This is a genomic window from Methyloterricola oryzae (genome assembly GCF_000934725.1).
Taxonomy (GTDB): domain Bacteria; phylum Pseudomonadota; class Gammaproteobacteria; order Methylococcales; family Methylococcaceae; genus Methyloterricola; species Methyloterricola oryzae.
On the sequence record NZ_JYNS01000001.1, the window covers coordinates 357,046 to 375,899 of the forward strand.

Consider the following 18,854-nt stretch of genomic DNA (forward strand, 5'->3'; position numbering starts at 1 on the left):
CCGGTGGCTACACTGCACTGATTTTGAAAGCCATTGGAAACCTGCGTTTCCGGATCACGGCCGCGGCGAAATCCAGGGTGGGCTGATTCCGCTTTTCTCTCGAGAACCGCACACGGGCGCTTCCGCCCGCCTATTCCCCCGCCAGCGTCCCGCATTCCCGACAGTTGAACCGATGGAAATGGATCGGTTAACCTGCGACAACTGCTTACAACGCGCTACCCGCTACCGGCAGGCCGGCGCAGGAACTTCTAATCATGTGGTCGCCTTTTCCGTTGTGGATGGCGCTGGTCTACGCCGCGCCCCTCATTCTCATCTTCTGGCTCTACGGCTCCACGCGAGCACGCAAGCAGGCACGCAGCCTGGATATTCTGCGCGCCAATGAAGAAGCCGGCCTCACCGAGCCGGTTTCACTGCACCCGGTGATCGACGCCTTTCGTTGCATAGGCTGCGGCACCTGTGTGCGCGCTTGCCCGGAAGGCGACATCCTCGGCATCATCGATAACCGGGCGCAGCTCATCAATCCCACCCATTGCATCGGCCATGGCGCCTGCAAAGCGGCGTGTCCCGTGGACGCCATCAGCCTCGTGTTCGGCACGGAAACCCGCGGCGTTGATATACCCATGGTCAAACCGGACTTCGAGACCAACATCCCTGGGATTTATATCGCTGGAGAACTGGGCGGCATGGGTCTGATCCGCAACGCCATCGAGCAGGGTCGCCAGGCCCTGGAGTCGATCAGCCAGCACGGCAGGCAAAACGACGAAAACGGCCTGGACGTCCTGATCGTAGGCGCTGGTCCTGCCGGCTTTGCCGCGTCGCTCGCAGCCAAGGAGCGCGGACTGCGCTTCGTGACCCTCGAGCAGGAATCCTTGGGCGGAGCGGTGTTTCAGTATCCGCGCGGCAAAATCGTCATGACTGCTCCGGTGGAACTGCCCTTGGTCGGCAAGGTCCGGTTGACCGAGACCACCAAGGAGGCGCTGCTGGAATTTTGGCAGGCTATCGAAAGCAAAGTCGGGCTGCAGATTCATTACCGCGAGCGCATGGAAAGCGCTACCCCTCAAGATCAAGGCTATCTGGTAACCACCAATCGGGCCCAATATCGAACCCACTCCATCCTCCTGGCCATCGGAAGGCGCGGGACACCGCGCAAGCTGGGAGTGTCCGGAGAGGAACTGCCAAAGGTGGTATACCGGCTGATCGACGCGGAGCAATACCGGGGCCGGCGCGTGCTGGTGGTCGGCGGAGGCGACAGCGCCCTGGAGGCCGCCGCGGTCATCGCCGAACAGCCGGATACCGAGGTGACCCTTTCCTACCGCGGCGACGCTTTTTCACGGGCGCGAGAGGCAAATCGCTCGCAGATCCAGGAGTTGGAAAGGCTTGGGCGTCTCAGCGTGCTCATGCCATCGGAACTCGAAAAGATCACGGCCGACACGGTGCACGTGCAATGCGCGGGCCGCTCGCGCGAAATACCCAACGACGCCGTCATCGTCTGCGCCGGCGGCGTCCTACCTACGGAATTTCTCACAGGACTCGGTATCGCCGTAGAAACCAAGTTCGGCACGCCCTGACAGCCGGCACCCGACCGCGGACGCGGCCGACATACGAGGATCGCACATGACCTGGAACCCGTCTTCACATAAGACCCTGATACTCTTAAGCGCCCTTGCCCTGCCTTTCCGAGGCCTTCTGGGCGCCGAAATCGACCAGGGCCTTTCGGCCGTCCAACGGCACGACTATGCCAAGGCTGTCGAACTTTGGCGCCCGATGGCCGAAAAGGGCAACGCGGAAGCGCAGTATCACCTGGCCAGCCTTTACCTCACAGGACGCGGTGTACACAAGGATCCCGCCACGGCATGCCGCTGGTTTTCCGCCTCGGCGCGGCAGGGCTTCGCCCCGGCGCAGTACGAACTGGGCCTGGTATACGAAAAAGGCTTGGGCGTCGCCGTGGACCGCGGAGAGGCCGAGCGCTGGTATCGGCGCGCCGCGGCACAGGGGCATGCCATGGCTGAGCGCCGCGCGAACGAGCCGCGCCCCGCGCATGAGGAGCAAGGCGCGGTCGGCAAAGCTCGGAGCGTTTTGCATGATGCCGTACGCCGCGGCGATATCGCTGCGGTCAAGAACGCCCTCGCAGGTGGAGCCGCCATCGATGCCCGCGACAGCAAAGGACGCACCGCCTACCGTCTCGCGCTGGACAGTCAGCATCAAGCCATCGCCCAATTGCTCGTAGAGGCCGGTGCCCGGACCGATCTCGGACCATCAGCCGCGAAGGTCAGCGCCAACCCGGCCAAGTGCAGCAACGCACCGCCGCTCGACAACAACAAGGCCTATCAGGGCTGGCCCGCGCTCACGATTGCCGCCTGGCGTGGCGATACCGCGGCGGTCAAGGGCTTGTTGGCACAGCGTGTCGACCCCAATGCAGCTGACGCCCGGGGAGACACGGCCATGACCCGGGCGGCTTGGAACGGTCACGCGGAAATTGTTCGCCTATTGCTGGAACACGGCGCACGCCCCGATGTCAGCGACAGCGACGGCAGAACGCCCCTCATGCGCGCCGCCAGCTTCGGCCATGTGCAAGCCGCGGAAGCCCTGTTGCAGGGTGGCGCCACCACGCAGCCGCAAGATCCTAACGGCGATTCGGCGCTCACCCTGGCTGCCTCTGCCGGGCACCTGGACGTGATCAAAGCGCTGTTAAACGCGGGCGCCGATCGCAACGCAGCCCGCAAGGACGGTCAGACAGCCCTCGCCCTCGCCGTGCGGCATGGTTTCAAAGAGGCGGCACGGGCCCTTCTGAGTGCCGGTTCCGACCCGAATCGGGCCGACGCCAGACGCGATACTCCTTTGCTGCTGGCTGTGGGGAACGGCGACGCGGCACTCGTCGATGAACTCCTGAGCCACGGCGCCGGCATCGACGCCGACGATGCCGGCGGCAATACGCCGCTGGTACTGGCCGCAAGAACCGGGCGCACCGATATCCTGAAGGTTCTGGTGGAAAGGGGCGCCGAGGTGAATGCCGTCAATCACGGCGGCAATTCCGCCCTGATGCTAGCCGCTGCCCATGGCCACTCGGAGGCCGTGAAGCTTTTACTTGGCCGTGGCGCTCACGTGGACGCCGCGAATCATCTGGGAAATACCGCGCTCATGCTGGCCGCCGCGCAGGGCCATGTCGACAGCGTGCGTGCCTTGCTCGATGGCAGAGCGGATACCGCGCTACGCAACAGAAATCATGATACGGCTCTGTCCCTGGCGCAAAGCAACGCTCATCAGGCGGCAGTAGACGCACTGGAACACTGGCCTGGCGTCAACAACCGGCCAGGACTTTTCTAGGGAACCCTCTCAGTTCAGTCGTTGCGGAATCCGCCAGCCCTTGGCCTGTCGACCTTTTTCCATTCACGGAAGAACCAGCGAATCTCTTAGGGCAGGCAAAAATTGCGATGCTTTTTACCCCGATGGTAGGATGGCGCAAGCCGTGACTGGCGCGTGTCCGCGAGAGTGCAGCGACGCGGGCAGTGCGGCGGCCCTTCAAGCGATGCCGCAGCAGAATGGAGATGCCCCATGCACTGGATTCCGCCCTCCCTGATCATTGACGTCCGCACCCGCAAATTCCAAAACGCCCTGAGGACCGGACTCTGCGCAATTCTCGCCGCCCCGTTGCTCCTGCCACCGGCAGAGGCGGCGAACACCTATACCTCCGCGTGTTCAAGCTGCCACGGCCCCTTGGCGAGTTCGGAACGCCGGGGACGTTCGGCCTCGCAGATCAGGTCAGCCATCAATGCTGATCGTGGCGGGATGGGCGCCTTGCGAGGCCTGACCAACGCCGAATTGAACGACATCGCCAGGGAGTTGGGTGGCGAAGATAATCTGCCCGAGCCTAGCGCGTCACCTACGCCAGCACCCGCGCCATCCCCTTCCTCTTCACCGCTGCCCTCACCGCCCCCCGGCGCCTGCAACGGCGCCGAGGACAAGCCGCTCGTCAATGCGCTGCCCGACCAGGATGCCAGCGTCGGTCAGACGCTCAGCATTACCGTGAGCGCCGTCGACTGCAATGATGTGCCCATCATCATCAAGGCCTCCAAGCTCAAAGGCAGTTCCATGCCCGCGACCAGCCAGGACTTCGACGACTCAGGCCTTTGGACCGGCATATTCACGTTTACCCCGACCCAATCTCAGGCAAACAAGTCGTTCACCGTGAAATTCACCGCGGTGGAAACAGAAGATGAACGCAAGGCATCCACCCCAAGGCCAGTGCGAATCCGCGTGTTTCCCGCCGGATCATCCTACGACGACGGCGCCGTCACCGCTGTCAAAATCCAGAGCGCGCGTTGGTCCAACGGCAACTTGCGGGTCAAGGGCAAGGTGCTATTCAGCAAGGCACTGAATGCTGCGGAGCGCGGAGCCCTGGCATCCGGCACCAACCTGAGCCTCACCGATACCAGCGGCGCCGTGACATATGCAACCGCGGCGGTCAAACCCAACGGCGAATGGTCGGTGCAAGCCGCGGCCACGGCTGAGTCCGGCGTTCCCTGTGAAATTTCGGCTCAGTTTAACGGTAAGTCCGCAACGCCGCGTACAGTGAAAAAGGCCCCGGATTGTTCGCGCTAGCCCCAAGCCCTTGACGACGCAATATCCGCAGCCCCTGGAATTCGCCGAGACACCTATCCATTCAGGAAATCGCTGAACCAAGTCGGCGATTTCCTGGTGCGTCCCTTTGAAAACTCAAGGAATTAACGGCCAACCGCGCGGCTCTGCCCCCACGCGATCCGGTGCACCAGCCAGCCCTCGTAAGACATGCCCGACATAAGAAGTCGGGGCAATACGCCACCCCAATCTTCATAACTCAGATATCGGCTTATTCTAAGTACGTGACGCCCGAGGACGTCGCAGTCCGACCGGCCAGCCAAGCCTTTATAAACCCTATAAAACCAGTGACTAAGCGATTTTGATGCCGTAACCAATGCAGGCGCCGTCAAACCACCCGACACGCCGAAGGCTACGATTTGTCCCTACGCCACGACACTTTTCCGCCCCAACAAGCCCAAAAACACACGCCGGGCCTTCCAGACATCTGAATCTAGGGAACTTTATTATTTTGGCACGCAACTTGTGTTGTCTCGGGTCATGCCACCCACCGTGGCTTCCGCTGACAACACGAGATACGCCATGCAACACAAGAAAACTTCTTTAGCCGCAACGACTTATCGCGCTTCGCTGCCCATGGCAGCACTTGCTCTCGCCGCGGCGGCCGTTTCCACCGACAGTCTGGCTGCCAACGATTACGCCACCAAGTGCGGTGGGTGTCACGGCGCCGATCCCAAAGGCGCGGGCGCCCCCTTCAGTTTCAAAGGTAAGAAAGACGCCTCCGCGACCAAAGCCGCCATAAGCACGCAGCCTATGATGGCCAGCCTCGCCACCCTTACTGATGCGGAATTGAATGCCATCGCCCTGGAGATGGGGGGGCAGGCGGACATTGGTGCGCCAACCGCAACCCCGACACCCGCCCCAACGGCTACACCCGCGCCGTCCGCAACACCGACTCCTTCGGCACCGCCAGCGCCATCGGCCACGCCAGCCCCCACCGCAACCCCAGTACCGAAAGCCACACCGGCTCCCACAGCTTCCCCAACTCCCACCGCATCGCCGAGCCCCACGCCTTCGACCGCGGCCTCCGCCAGTTGCGATGGTGCCTCCGCAAAAGCGAAACCCATCATGTTCCCCATCGGCGAGCAGAACGCGACGGTCGGCCAAACCCTGTCCTTCACCGTATCCGCGCTGGACTGTAACGACGTTCCCATCCTGATCAAGGCGTCCCGGCTCAAGGGCGGATCCCTGCTGTCGGAAGGCCAGGATTTTGACACGTCAGGAGCCTGGAGCGGCCAATATCAGTTCACTCCGTCGAGTTCGCAGGCCAACCAAAGTTTCCTGGTCCGCTTCAGCGCAAAACAGACAGCGGATAGCCACAAGGCATCCAAACCCTGGAAGGTGCGCATCCGTGTCTTCCCGGCAGGAAGCGGCTACGAAGAAGGCGCCATCACCGGGGTCAAGGTGCAAAGTGCGCGCTGGTCCGATGGAGCGCTTCTGGTGTCCGGGCGGGTCGACTTCAGTCATGCCCTGAACGCCAGCGACCGCAAGGCATACAGCGAAGGCGCCCAAATCACCCTCATCGGCGCGGGAGACAGTCAATTGGGCACGTTCCCGCTCCAGCCCAGCGGGAAGTGGAACGCTAAGGTCGATAGCCTAAGCGACTCAACGGTTCCGTGCGAAGTCAGCGCCCAACTCAACGGCCGGGAAGGCAGCCGCAGCGTCAAGAAAGCGCCGGAGACCTGCCTCAAGTAAACGGCCGGCAATGAACTGAAGGGCGTGGCCCGCGCCGCGCCCGTCAGTACCACGAACCTTTCCCTCTGGTTAGCGCAGCGGGAAGGGTTTGTTATCCAACCACTACACGGAGTAACCCATGAAAGAACAACGCAACACCGTATCGACCGGCGTCCCGCATGCGCCGGCCAGAAAAGTACTGGGGAGAGCGCTACCAGCCGCTGCGATGCTTGCTGCCGCAGGCTTTGCAACGGACGCCGCAGCCACCTCGAGCATATTTGCCCAGGTTGCAGGCCAGTGCGCCGCGAAATTAACGAACGGCTGCCAGACTTGCCACAATTCCACTGCAGGGGGTGAATCCAAGGGCAATGCCACCACCAGCGTCGCCAGCGCCTTCAAATCCGGCGGCGTAAATGCGGTGTGCAATCCCGTGACTGCGACACCGACACCGACTCCAACCCCAAGACCGACGGCGACTCCGTCTCCCACAGCGTCTCCAACCCCAGGACCGACCGCGACACCCGGCCCTACAGCGACGCCACTTCCCAGTGCCACGCCGACTCCTGCACCTAGCGCGACGCCTAAGCCCACCGCAACACCTAAGCCCAGCGCAACGCCCCGACCAACCCCCGAATGTCGTGACGACGACGATCACGAGAAGCACGAGGACCATGACCGCAAGCACGATTATGACGATCATGACTCGCGAAAGAAGGGCCGCCATGACTTCAAGGGCGATGACGATGACCGTGATGACTGCGAGCATGACGACGATCATGCATCCAAGCCGGAACTGGACGATGCGCCCAAGAAGGTGGTCACCCGCGCCGGTACGTCTACCAAGGTTGCAGTCACGGCCCATGACGACAAGGACCGCGACGTCAAGATCGAGGCATCCAACCTGCCCAAAGGCGCTAAGGTCACCCAGGACTATGACGACGACCTAAAGAAGCCGAAGACCGTGGTCACCTGGACCCCGAAACCCGAGGACGCCGGCCAGAAAAAGACCATCGGCTTCAGGGCGGTGGCCGATGGCAGCGTGTCTCCGGAGAAGAAGGTCGACATCGAGGTGCTGCCTGCCGAGCAAGGCGTGTCTCAAGACGCAACGGTCGTGAAGTCGGCTACCGTCTCGAACGCGAGCTATAGCGCAAAGACGGGCGAGTTGAAATTGAGCGGGAAGCTGCGTTTCCGTAAGGGAATCTCCAAGTCCGACCGCTCGGCGGCTATCACCTCACCCGTCACCATCACGGATCCGCAAAGCAACGCCGAACTGGCTCGGGTCAACGCTGATCACCGCGGAAAGTGGAGAGCCAGTATCCCCGTAGCGGATGAGAGCGCCGTTCCCTGTCTCGTCGAAGGCGAATTCCAAGGCAAAAAAGGCGTTAAGCACACCAGCGGCGCCAAGCACTGCGACAACTAAGTCTCCTGACCGCGCGGCCGGCGCTTCAGCCGTCGGCCCGTCCTTACCCCCCACTCAGCCTTGGGCAGGTGCTGCGGCGCAGCACCTGCCCCCTTTTAGGCGCAATAAATAGAAATTCACAATCATTTCGCTACTTTTCTGCCTATTTTTTTGAGTTTTCGATGCTAATTAGCGACACATCAGATTCGTGTGGTCCGCCTCGCGCAAACGCCCGCAAAAACAGCACGCAAGGTCCGACTGCACGTCCATGACCGGGGGCTCGCAATACGGAAAGTGTCCCGCGATAACGACATTTCTTATCAGAATTACCATGCAATTTATAAATTATTTGATTTTTTTCAATGCTTTAAATTTATGGCACACGATCTGCGTAAGACATCTCCGTGACTTGTAAGTGTACAAATTCGTGGATTGGCCACGACGGCCCACACAGTTACCGGGTCACGCAAAAAACCACACTAAGGAGCGAACCATGAAACCGAGACATCAGAGACCAAACCACGCGTTTCCGGAACTACACGGCAAGGCGCTACCGCTGGCGATTCTGGTCGCCACCGGCAGCGCCTTATCGGGAAGTGCCATGGCTAGCCCGGCCATTTCCGCGGCCACGGGCGTTTCAAATTGCTTCGCCTGCCATGATGCCGGTGCCACCGTTGATAAATCGACAGTGAAGGCGGGAGCACTCAGTGCCTTTCAGTCCTGTGGCAACACTGGCGTCAAGAACTTCGCCAATGGCGTTAGCCCCGCCTGTCCCCCGGCAGCCACTCCGAAACCCACCGCCGCACCAACCGCCAAACCGACGGCAGCGCCAACGGCCAAACCAACCGCCGCGCCGACCACGGCACCGATCCCGAACCCCACGACGGCACCCGTGCCGACCCCCCAGGGAACCGCAATTCCGAAGCCGACGCCTAACGGTTCCGCCGTGCCGACTCCGACACCTGCAGCAACCCCCAATCCGAGCGCTACGCCTGGCCCGAGCACCGAGCCCTCACCCGCGGCGCCAAGCGCGCCGCCAGCGGTCAACCACATTCCGCGCATCCATGCCACGCCGGGCAGTAGCGCCAGCCTGATCGCAGGTTCTACGGTCACGATCAAGGTGGAAGCCAGCGACACCGACGGCGACCCCATCAATTTGTCAGCTTGGCTGGACAACAAGAAGGTCTCCGCAAAGTCGGAGGACGGTTCCGCCTCATTTAGCATCAAGAACGGCGTGGGCACTTTCAGTTGGACTCCGAGCAAGCGCAGTAGCGGGCTGCATCCCTTGCTGCTGAAAGCCAGCGACGGCAAGACCAGTAGCGAGCACGAGTTGACGCTCAACGTCAAACGGGCGGCTTGGCTGAACGAACACCCGGAAATTGCGGCGATTCCTGGCACTTTCGTGGCCCTACCGGGAAGCGAGCTGAAGATCCCCTTGAGCGCGACCGACGCCGACGGTGACCGGGTCAGCTTCAGCATCGATGAGCTGCCCAGCGGCGCAAAACTGAGCGCCACAGGGTTCGACCCAACCACGCGCCAATGGCAGGCCGAACTGGTGTATACCCCGGAAGCCCAGGACGCTGGCAAACGCTTCCCGCTGCAAATCAACGCGTCGGATGACTTCGACGCCAACAATAAGCAGATCTCAAAGCAGACGGAAATCGTGGTCATGGATAACAATGGCGCGCCGGTGGACGCCAAGATCGGTGCAATCGCCATCATCAAGGCTTTCGCACGCAACCACGATCACACCACGCTGATCTCCGGAAAAGTCAGCTTGGCCGACAGCAGCGGCAGCTATGCCGGTTATTCGGTCAACCTGACTGATGCAGTAAGCCAGGCCAAACTAGGCAGCGCTACCCTCAACAGCAAGGGTGAATGGCGCCTGTTCGCCACTGGCGATACGTTCTGTGTTGTCCGCGCCGAGGTTGGTGGCCACGTGGATGAAAGAACCGTTAAGAATGCGCCAGCAAGCTGCAAAGAGTAATTCCATCGTTCCCCGTTAAAGCTTGGGCGCCTCTACGCCTGAGTGACTCACTCTGCAAGTCCCGCCCTGAACCCTCTTCCGGTTTCGCTGGAAGGGGGTGCCTTTTCATCACCCAGCGGCTTAGGCAGGGGCTGCGCTCTCCGATCAATTGCCGTTGAAAAAGCCAAAGTGGCACGGCCGCCGGGGGCAGTTAAACTATGCGCTTTGTGGAAGAGCACTTCCCCGCGGACATTGGGCCTGGACAAAAAACGACGACCCATGAAGGTCATACTGCGCAAATTCATATTGTTCGTGGCCGTGGGCGGCACCGCCACGGCCATCCAGTACCTCATCCTGATCCTGCTGGTCCAATTCCGGCACTGGCACCCGACCTGGGCATCGACCCTGGGTTTCATCGTCAGCTCGCTATTCAACTATGCGCTGAACTACGCCATTACCTTCAAATCCACGCGGGGCCACCTGTCCGCACTGCCTCGTTTCGTGTTCATGGCAGGAACGGGACTTGGATTGAACGGCCTGATTCTCGAAGCAGGCCTGCGGTACAGCGCATGGCCCTACATCGGGATCCAATTGGCGGCCACCGTCGTGGTGCTATTCTGGAACTTTGTGGCCAGCCTGACCTGGACATTCGCCGCGCCGAAGCCCAAGCCGGCTCCGCCCTCACGGCGCGGAAAGAGAAGCCAGCCGGCGAAGCGCAAACCGCAGCCATCAAAACGCAAGGACAGACGAAAATGACTACCCTCGCAATGGTCATCCCCTGCTACAACGAAGAAGAGGTCCTGCCGGAAACCACATCGCGCCTGGCCAGCCTTCTAGCGGATCTGCACCAGCGCGGCAAGGTCGCCGACGGCTACCGGGTCTACTATGTGGACGACGGCAGCAAGGACGCCACCTGGCGCATCATCGGCGAACAGGCCAGGACCCATGACTTCGTTTGTGGCATAAAGTTGTCGCGCAACCGTGGCCACCAGAATGCGCTGCTGGCTGGCCTGATGACCGCCCAGGCCGATGTGGTGATCAGCGTGGATGCCGACCTTCAGGACGACCTCGCGGCCATTGAGCAAATGCTGGACGCCTACCAGGGAGGCTGCGACATCGTCTTCGGCGTGCGCAAGGCGCGCAAGACCGACTCCGTGTTCAAACGCTTCACCGCGGAAGCCTACTACCGCCTGCTGGCCCTGATGGGCGTGGAGATCGTGTTCAACCATGCCGATTACCGTCTCATGAGCCGACGGGCCATCGAGGCGTTGCGCCAGTACGGGGAGGCCAATTTGTTCCTGCGCGGCATCATCCCACAGCTTGGATTCACGACCGGCACGGTCTACTACGACCGCGCCGAGCGCTTCGCCGGAGAATCGAAGTATCCTCTGAGCAAGATGCTGGCCTTGGCCCTGCAGGGGATCACGTCGTTTTCCGTGGTGCCCCTGCGAATCATCACCACCATGGGTCTTCTGATCTCCGCGATCAGCTTCGGCATCGGACTATGGGCCGTGTGGGTCCGCATTTACACCGATGAGGCCATTCCAGGCTGGGCATCCACGGTGCTTCCCATGTATTTCCTGGGCGGCATCCAGCTTCTTAGCCTCGGCGTGATTGGCGAGTACCTGGGCAAGATCTACATGGAGGCCAAGGCGCGGCCTCGTTACTTCATCGCCGAAGTCTTCGATCGCTCAGGCAAACCAAAGGACTGAAAATCACCATGCAAGACTCCACGGCGGCAGGCGGGCGGTGGCGCATCGGCCTGTGGCTGAGCGCCGCCGCCATGCTCATCGCATTGTACTGGACCAGCATGGACCAGGACATCGAGTTCTGGAAGTCCTGGATCTGGCAGTTGCAGGTAGGGGGCTATCCCGCTCTGGCCACCATGTGGCCGCCCGCCAACTACCCGCCCCTGATCCAGCACTGGTTCCGGGTACTCGTCTGGTTGCTGGACGCTGTCGGCGCGACACCCGACAGCGATATGCTGGTGAAGACCTGGACCCTGCTTCCGGTGCTGCTGTGCCAGCTCTTGCTGATCGAACTGGTCGCCCGTACCCTGATCGAGCGCGGGTCGGACCCCATGGAGTCGGCGACTTTCTGGCTTACGGTGTTCAACCCGGCGATATTCCTGACCGGACCGCTATGGGGACAGGTCGACCTTCTGCCGTTCCTTCCGCTCTATGCCGCGATGCTGGCGGCCATGGACCGGCGCCGCGCCATCTGGACCTTGCCGCTGCTGGCCCTGGCCCTGCTGATCAAATTCCAGTCGATCGTGTTCGTGCCGGTGATTGCCGGTCTCGCGATGAATACGTGGAGGCGCCAGCTACCGGGCGCCATCATAGCCGCCCTTCTGGTCCTGCTCTGCTTTGCGCCCTTCATACCCGCCGGCGGCATCTATGCCGCCATGGAACGCGCTTATTGGGGCAATGTGGGCGCCTTCCCCTATTTCAGCTTGAACGCGGCCAACTTCTGGTATTTATACGCGGGAGGCAGTCATAGGCTGACGCCGCCGACCCTCCTCACCGGCGAATGGGCAGCCGCCCCCTGGGCGGCCTGGGTCAGCCCCTCGCGCATCGGCATGCTGGTGTTCGCCGCCCTCTCCGGCTTCGCCTTCCTGAGGTGCTGGCGCCGGCCTCGGCTGGATTCGGCTCTCGGCCTGGCGGTACTGACCTCCCTCGGTTTCTTTGCCTTCTCCAGCGCCATGCATGAACGCTACCTGTTCCTGGCGCTGCCCTTCTGCGCCCTGTGGGTCAGCCACCAACCCCGGTATCGCCTCTGGTACCCGTTACTCACCACCATCGTCTACCTCAACACCAATTTCGTACTCAACCTGGCCAGCCCCCCGGGTTGGAAAATCCTTTCGGTGACGGTAATCCTGGCATTCTTCGGACTCGCCTTGCATGTCACCAGCCGACGTTTCGAGGTGGCGGCCCATGCCCTGATCAACTACTTGAGCAGCGCACCCGGCTTGCCCTACGCGGCGTTGATCGTGGCCTGGACGGGACTGTTCGGGATGGAGCTGGCCGATGCCATTCCACGGCCAGCCCAAGCGATGCTTAACGGAGAACAGGCATTGTTTCTGAACCAGTTGGCACCGGAAAACCAGTACCAGGAATGGGGGGAACTGCAGACGGACCGCAACCTGCAGGGCCAGCCGCTATGTATCGCCGCGGACTGCTATGCCACGGGCCTTGCAACCCACGCACGCTCGTCCATAGCTTACCGTATCCCGGAGGATGCCTGCCGCTTCAAGGCCACGGCCGGACTGGATCGGAGCAGCAGCGGCGGCCGCGTCATGTTTTCCGTCGAATTGGACCAGGTTAGGATCTGGAATAGTCCGGAACTGACCTCGGGCAGCGCGGCCATGCCCGTCGACGTCAGCATAAAGGGCGGACGCCGCCTGTTACTCTCGGTGGACTCCCTCGGCGATAACAACAACGATCATGCCGACTGGGCCGAGGCCCGCTTCGAGGCTTGCCAAGAAACTGGCGAAAGGAATTGAATTAAAAAACTCGGATCGGTAAACGTGGGCGTCCTCTACTTGCTGGTGTTCCTGGCCCTGGGCGTACTCACTGCCTGGCGTGTCTTCCGCGATCAGCCGGAGTGGTTCCGCATCTGGTCCGGCAGCCTGCTGGGACTGGCGGGCATGATGTGGCTGGTGGCCTTGTTCTCGTTCCCGTTCGGCTTCGGCACGCTAAGCCACGGCCTGGCGCTGGGCGCCATGGCTGTGATACCTCTGCTGAGCTGGCGATTCGCCTCGCCCGCGCCATCTCCGCCAGTGGAATCCAAGAGCATCTTCGCGCCGGCACTTACCTTCACCCTGCCCTTCCTTCTACTTTACGCCTACCTGTTGCACACCCACGTGCTGTTGCCAGGCGAGGACGGCGGTCTCTACGTGGGTCAGTCCACCTTCGGCGACCTCAGCCTGCACCTGGGCATCGTATCCAGCATTGCCGTTCAGGGGCATTTTCCGCCCGAATACTCCATCTTTCCGGGCCACCGGCTCAGCTACCCCTTCCTGGTCGATTCCCTCTCTTCGTCCTTCTTCCTGTTGGGCACACCACTGCGCTGGGCTGTCCTACTGCCCAGCCTGGTGCTGATGGCCTGCGTGCTTTGGGGTTTTCCCGTCCTGGCTTATGCCGTCACAGGCAGCCGAGCAGCCGCTATCCTCGCCGCCGTCCTGTTCTTTCTGAACGGAGGCTTTGGCTTCGCCTATTTCCTGGAGAATCTGGCCACGGACCCCGGAAATTTCACCCGTATCTTCTCGGCGTTCTACGAAACCCCAACCAATCTGGTGGATAAAAACATACGCTGGGTCAATGTCATCTGCGACATGCTGATTCCCCAGCGCACGACCTTGGCCGGCTGGGCATTTCTGCTTCTTGCCCTTTGGCTCCTCCAGCATGCCCTGAGCAGCCGGAAGGCGCGCTACTTCCTCGCAACCGGCGTGGTCGCAGGGCTCATGCCGATGATCCACACCCATTCCTTCCTGGGCCTGGGACTGGTTTCGCTGGGCTGGCTGCTTGCCCATAGTCCGGACCAGACGCCAGGCGACCGCCGCGCTTATTGGAAACATTGGCTGCTCTACGCTGCGATCGCCGCCTTGCTTTCCATACCGCAATTGACCTACTGGACCTTCCGCCAGGCCAATGAAGGGGGCTTCGTCAAGCTGCACCTCGACTGGGCCAACGATCACGACATCTGGCCCTGGTTCTGGGTCAAGAATGTGGGGCCGGTGTTTCTCCTGGTTTTCCCGTCGCTATGCGCCGCGGACCGGCGCCGCTGGCAGATCCATTCCGGAGCCTTGCTGATTTTCGTGGTTGCGGAGCTATGGATCTTTCAGCCCAACCCCTATGACAACAACAAGCTGTTTTACATCTGGTATGTGTTCGCCTGCATCCTGGTGGGCGAATACCTGGTCCGGCTGTGGAATGGGCTGGCTGGAAGGCGTGAGCGCGTGGTGCTGGCTGCCGGCGTGCTTCTGGTCTGCAGCTTCGCGGCCCTTCTGAGTCTGGGCAGGGAGGCGGTCTCGTCCTACCGCCTGTTCGATGCGGACGAAGTCGCTGCGGCAGAGTTCATCAAGGCCCAAACCCCCAAGGACAGCCTGTTTCTGACGGCCGACAACCACAACAACGCGGTGGCCGTGCTAACCGGGCGCAATATCGTGCTCGGGTCCCCGTCCTTCCTGTTTTTCCACGGGATCAACTACGAACGCCAGGCGGCGGACGTGGCCCGCTTGTTCACGCAACCGGAAAGCGCGCGCGAACTGATGGATCGTTACCATATCGACTACGTCTATCTCAGCGACTACGAGCGGCGGCGCTTCAAAATCGATGGCCGAGATTACCAGCGGCATTATCCCATCGTGTTCCATAGGGGGGGCATCGACATAGTCGCGGTATCCGACCGGGCCCGCGCAATCCCGGCAGCAATGCCCTAGACTAGCTGCCCACAAAATCGGACCGCCATTAGAACTTCCAGCCCGGCACGGCGAAGTACACCAAGTCGGCGAAAGCCTGCGGCACGGCAATGGCGGTGTTGTCCGGATAAAACACCACGAACCAGACGAAGGCCATGCCGAGAACCATGGGCGCCAGTACCTGCTCGCCAGCCAGTGGGCTGGTGCGCTTGTCCTCGAGCCAGCGCGCGAGCAGGATGCACAGCAAGGGCACGGCAGGCAGGTAGTGGTAGAACAGCATCATGCGCGGCGAGAAGGTCCAGGGCAGCCATAGCATGAAATAGGACAGCAGGGCGAACCAGACCGGCCAGGTGGCGAGGCGGTCGCGCATCTGAACCATGGTCGAGAACACGGCCCAGAGTCCGGTGTACAGGATCACCGAATTGCCCAGGTTATAGATGTTGGCCGCATACCCCTCCTTGGAGTAGTCCACATACAGCCACACCGGCCTGAGGTTCAAAATCCATTGCCAGGGCACGGACTGGAATGAATGCCCGGCCTTGAGTCCCGTGTGGTACCACCACATCTGCTTCTGCAGTTCGACGAAATTCTTCCATTCCCAGCCCATGGCAAAGAAATGGATATAGGAAGCCATGTACAAAGCAACCGGCAGCAGCGCCAGGGCCAGGGGCAGGTGAAGCAGGACACGGGACTCAGGCAGCCTTCGGGTCCAGATGGCGCGGGCGGCCAGATCCAGGGCCAGAATCACGAACAGATAGAAGGCGGTCCACTTGGTGGCGACCGCGAGACCCAGGCCCAGGCCACAGAGGTAAAGCGGCGGCACGCGAGACTCATCCTTGCGCCAGCGCACATAGAAGATGAAGGCCAGCAAAGTGAAACAAATGAAATAGGCGTCATTCATGGCCACCCGCGACTGGGTCAGCACCAAGCCTTCCAGACTCATGAGCGCCATGGCGGTCAACGCAACGGTCATGGAGCCGAAAAGTTCGAAGGCCAGCAGTGCCGTCGCCACCGTCGCGGCGGTACCGAAAAGGACCGAGCCGATGCGCCAGCCGAATGAGTTCTCACCGAACACCACCATCATCCCGGTCATGATCAGCTTGGCCAGGGGCGGATGGGTCCATTCGAAAGCCTTCCCCTGCGGCGGCTTGGCCCAGGGATCATAGGCCTGCTTATCGCCGTGGAGATAGACCGTGGCGGTAAAGCCGTGATAGACCTCGTCGAAATAGAAGTCCGTCGGGAAGCCCAGGCGGGCAACCTTGGTCAGGAAACAGAAAGTCAGGATGCCGGCAAACAGCAGCATGTAGAGGCGTTCACGGCGCAGGTTCTGCCAGAAGGAAACCTGGGCATCCGGAGTCAGCATGGAAGAATCGGTGTTGGACATGTCGCGTCATAAAACAACGACCGCTCGCGCGGCCCGGATTTGTATGTGCGGCAGAAGTGCCGCTTCCTTCGGCGGGTGTCAGGAGCTCCAGTCCTTGCGGACTCGGTGCTTCGCTGGAGAATCGCGACCCGGGCGGCAAACTCTGGAGGGCATGATTGCACTGCCCCTCCCACTGTCATCGTCCCAGGGCGGCGCGTCCTAGAAATCCCAACGATAGCCGGCGCTGATATAGTAACCGGTCGTATCCCTTTCGTCCTTGAAAACCGGCTGATTGGCGTATTCGAAGCCCCCTTCCAGTTCCAGATTGAGCTTGCCGGCGACCCGGTAGTTGAAACGCAGGCCCGGCCGTACGCGCCAGACGCTCGGTCCGTCAAAGCTGGTGAAATAGTCCACCCGGAGTCTCGGGTCCAGCCGGATATCCGGCGTCACCGGGTGGCGTCCATCGACGAACAGGGAAATGTAGTCGTTGATCTGCTGAGTCGAGTAGCGCAGGCCGAAGTTCCAGATGTCTCCCTCCTGAAACAGGCTGCTAGCGATCAACTGTCCGGCATAGGACACCTGTACGCCGCTGCCCTGGTAAGGCGTGACCCAGGGCGAGCCCTTGGTTGCCGAAAGGTCGGTCACGGTCACGTCGCCGTTGACTTGTAGCCTGGGCGTGAGCGGCATGATGCCGCCCACGGACGCCGTCTTGAAGGTGGCGGTATTGTCCTCCGCGATGGCGGCCAGGTTGTAGTCGGACTGGCGGAACAGCGCGTCCTGCAAGGAGTCGGCGCCCGAGCCGATCACCACGTTGCTGGTGCTGAGATAGGGCGTCTTGCGGTAATCCGCAGTGAAGGTGACGATGGCGCCGTTGTCGAAGTTCCAATTGGCCATCACTTGCGCGGTATTGAGCGCGTTGAAATAGACGTCGTAGTCCAGCAGGGTGAACACCGGATGCACCGGGTGCTGGTAGCGGAACTCGCCGCCCACCGCCCGGCGGTCCGTCCGCCCCGAGGCCACCTGGTTGATGAAGAACACGTTACCGGCGAAATAGTCCGCGAAAGGCCCGTATTCTAGCGATATGCCGGCAAATGACTTGTCCCAGTCCGGCGCGGTGGAACGGTAAGGCCTGACCGGAAAACCTCCGACCACGGTGGCTTGCCACTGGGGGTTGAAGCGATAGCTGACCACGCCGCCGTCAAAACGGCCCATCACGCCGCCACTGGCCCGGGATTGTCGGCCCAGACGGCCGGACAGGCCCAACTGGCGGTCCGCGATATCCACGAAGGCATTACTGACGCGGAACTGGTCATTCTCGTTGAAGGTGACCGGCAGGAAGTTCTGCCGATAGCGGGCGTCGAACTGACCCCGCACATCGAATCGCGGCGTGCGCAGGCGGCTGGTGACGTCGAGGTTGGTCAGAAACAAGGACTGCTGCGCCACCTCGCCCTGCCTGTCGCTGATCAAGGCTTCGCGGAAATAATATTGGGAGAAGCTGCCGAAGGTTTCCCAACTGTTGCGCCCTTCGTCCACGGAGACCGGCTTGAGCTTGGGCTGCGGCTGCGCTCCCGCGCTTTCCAAAGCGTCCAGACGCTGGCGCACCCGGACAGCGCCCTCGCCCTTGGGATAGATCGACAAATATTTCTCATACTCGGACTTGGCACGGAACGGCTGTCCGCTGCGCTCCCGCGCCAACCCCACCATTTCCAGCGCCTCCGCCTGATAGGCCGTGTCCGGCTGCTGCAGCAGCTTGCCGTAGAGTCCCAGCACCGCCGCCCAGTCCTCTTGGACCACGCAGCGCCGCGCCCCCTCCAGCAATTCGGACGGAGGCGGGTTGCGCCCCAACAGCACGTCGCAGGATTTCTTACCCTTCGCCGCCGGAACGGGCATGGCCATCGGTGCCGTAGCACTGTCTCCCGCCGTGCCGTCCAGCAATTGTACGTCGACGCTGCGAAAATCCTGGCCAGGCTTCAATCGGAAGCGGACGGGCCGGGAAAAGCGCAATACCAGTTGCTCCCCTGCCGTGCCATATTCATAGAGCACTTCCTGCAGGGGAACCTCGCCGCTCTCCTGCCACCGCCGCGATTCGCGTGGCGCGGCCACACCTTGCTCCCGGCCCGCATCGGTGGGAATCACCCATAGGCGCAGGACATCGCCCTGCTCGGCGGGAGCATGGCGGATCACGCGCACGGGCGAGGCGAGCTCCACATGGATCACTGCGCCTTGCTCCCCGCTCTCCACGCGGACATCGTCCAGCATCTGACCGCCCGCAGGCACGGCTGCCAAGGCAGAGCGTCCCGCCAGCAGCCACAGGGAGGCGACCAGGGCTCGCAGCAGCGCGCGCCCCGCCAACAAGCCGCCGCGATGGGCGGAGTCATGCAATGCAAGAGTACTCATT

Annotated in this window: 12 protein-coding genes; 10 read left to right on the forward strand and 2 right to left on the reverse strand. The window is 61.7% G+C overall.

Annotation, left to right across the window (positions count from 1 at the left end):
* The first annotated feature begins 254 nt into the window (after positions 1 to 254).
* The 10 genes from EK23_RS01540 to EK23_RS01595 all read left to right on the forward strand — a co-directional run bounded on the left by EK23_RS01540 (position 255) and on the right by EK23_RS01595 (position 15,114).
* Positions 255 to 1,568, forward strand: a complete 1,314-nt coding sequence (locus EK23_RS01540; RefSeq protein ID WP_045223499.1) for an NAD(P)-binding domain-containing protein — start codon at positions 255 to 257, stop codon at positions 1,566 to 1,568.
* 46 nt (positions 1,569 to 1,614) lie between these two features.
* A complete protein-coding gene (locus EK23_RS01545) occupies positions 1,615 to 3,324 on the forward strand; it encodes an ankyrin repeat domain-containing protein (RefSeq protein WP_052807811.1) in 1,710 nt (569 codons plus the stop codon).
* A gap of 228 nt (positions 3,325 to 3,552) precedes the next feature.
* Entirely contained in the window at positions 3,553 to 4,599 is a 1,047-nt protein-coding gene (locus EK23_RS01550) for a c-type cytochrome (RefSeq protein ID WP_045223501.1), read from the forward strand.
* Between the two features lie 558 nt (positions 4,600 to 5,157).
* Positions 5,158 to 6,330: a c-type cytochrome gene (locus tag EK23_RS23860; protein ID WP_200892050.1), complete on the forward strand. Its 1,173-nt coding sequence runs from the start codon at positions 5,158 to 5,160 to the stop codon at positions 6,328 to 6,330.
* A gap of 118 nt (positions 6,331 to 6,448) precedes the next feature.
* Positions 6,449 to 7,729 (forward strand): hypothetical protein, encoded by a 1,281-nt coding sequence (locus EK23_RS23865; RefSeq protein ID WP_200892051.1) that lies wholly within the window; start codon positions 6,449 to 6,451, stop codon positions 7,727 to 7,729.
* Between the two features lie 472 nt (positions 7,730 to 8,201).
* Entirely contained in the window at positions 8,202 to 9,695 is a 1,494-nt protein-coding gene (locus EK23_RS23195; RefSeq protein WP_145998523.1) for an Ig-like domain-containing protein, read from the forward strand.
* A gap of 258 nt (positions 9,696 to 9,953) precedes the next feature.
* Positions 9,954 to 10,430, forward strand: coding sequence for a GtrA family protein (locus EK23_RS01580; protein ID WP_082053910.1), 477 nt, complete (start codon positions 9,954 to 9,956; stop codon positions 10,428 to 10,430).
* Positions 10,427 to 11,386: a glycosyltransferase family 2 protein gene (locus tag EK23_RS01585; RefSeq protein WP_045223505.1), complete on the forward strand. Its 960-nt coding sequence runs from the start codon at positions 10,427 to 10,429 to the stop codon at positions 11,384 to 11,386. The genes EK23_RS01580 and EK23_RS01585 overlap by 4 nt, the downstream gene beginning before the upstream one ends.
* 8 nt (positions 11,387 to 11,394) lie before the next feature.
* Positions 11,395 to 13,176: an NPCBM/NEW2 domain-containing protein gene (locus EK23_RS01590; RefSeq protein WP_045223506.1), complete on the forward strand. Its 1,782-nt coding sequence runs from the start codon at positions 11,395 to 11,397 to the stop codon at positions 13,174 to 13,176.
* A gap of 24 nt (positions 13,177 to 13,200) precedes the next feature.
* Complete coding sequence (locus EK23_RS01595) at positions 13,201 to 15,114, forward strand: hypothetical protein (protein ID WP_045223507.1); 1,914 nt, start codon at positions 13,201 to 13,203, stop codon at positions 15,112 to 15,114.
* A 28-nt stretch (positions 15,115 to 15,142) separates the two neighbouring features.
* Here the strand turns inward: EK23_RS01595 and EK23_RS01600 are convergent, their stop codons facing one another.
* The gene (locus EK23_RS01600; protein ID WP_045223508.1) at positions 15,143 to 16,477 is read right to left on the reverse strand and encodes a phospholipid carrier-dependent glycosyltransferase; all 1,335 of its coding nucleotides are present in this window, start codon (positions 16,475 to 16,477) and stop codon (positions 15,143 to 15,145) included.
* 198 nt (positions 16,478 to 16,675) lie between these two features.
* Positions 16,676 to 18,853 carry a hypothetical protein gene (locus tag EK23_RS01605; protein ID WP_145998524.1) on the reverse strand — a complete coding sequence of 726 codons (2,178 nt, stop codon included), beginning with the start codon at positions 18,851 to 18,853 and terminating at the stop codon, positions 16,676 to 16,678.
* Position 18,854: the final 1 nt, after the last annotated feature.

What these genes read in the sequence shown, in the direction of transcription:
- EK23_RS01540 (WP_045223499.1), top strand. Translation starts at nt 255, where the DNA reads ATGTGGTCGCCTTTTCCGTTGTGGATGGCGCTGGTCTACGCCGCGCCC.
- EK23_RS01545 (WP_052807811.1), top strand. Translation starts at nt 1,615, where the DNA reads ATGACCTGGAACCCGTCTTCACATAAGACCCTGATACTCTTAAGCGCC.
- EK23_RS01550 (WP_045223501.1), top strand. Translation starts at nt 3,553, where the DNA reads ATGCACTGGATTCCGCCCTCCCTGATCATTGACGTCCGCACCCGCAAA.
- EK23_RS23860 (WP_200892050.1), top strand. Translation starts at nt 5,158, where the DNA reads ATGCAACACAAGAAAACTTCTTTAGCCGCAACGACTTATCGCGCTTCG.
- EK23_RS23865 (WP_200892051.1), top strand. Translation starts at nt 6,449, where the DNA reads ATGAAAGAACAACGCAACACCGTATCGACCGGCGTCCCGCATGCGCCG.
- EK23_RS23195 (WP_145998523.1), top strand. Translation starts at nt 8,202, where the DNA reads ATGAAACCGAGACATCAGAGACCAAACCACGCGTTTCCGGAACTACAC.
- EK23_RS01580 (WP_082053910.1), top strand. Translation starts at nt 9,954, where the DNA reads ATGAAGGTCATACTGCGCAAATTCATATTGTTCGTGGCCGTGGGCGGC.
- EK23_RS01585 (WP_045223505.1), top strand. Translation starts at nt 10,427, where the DNA reads ATGACTACCCTCGCAATGGTCATCCCCTGCTACAACGAAGAAGAGGTC.
- EK23_RS01590 (WP_045223506.1), top strand. Translation starts at nt 11,395, where the DNA reads ATGCAAGACTCCACGGCGGCAGGCGGGCGGTGGCGCATCGGCCTGTGG.
- EK23_RS01600 (WP_045223508.1), bottom strand. Translation starts at nt 16,477, where the DNA reads ATGTCCAACACCGATTCTTCCATGCTGACTCCGGATGCCCAGGTTTCC.
- EK23_RS01605 (WP_145998524.1), bottom strand. Translation starts at nt 18,853, where the DNA reads ATGAGTACTCTTGCATTGCATGACTCCGCCCATCGCGGCGGCTTGTTG.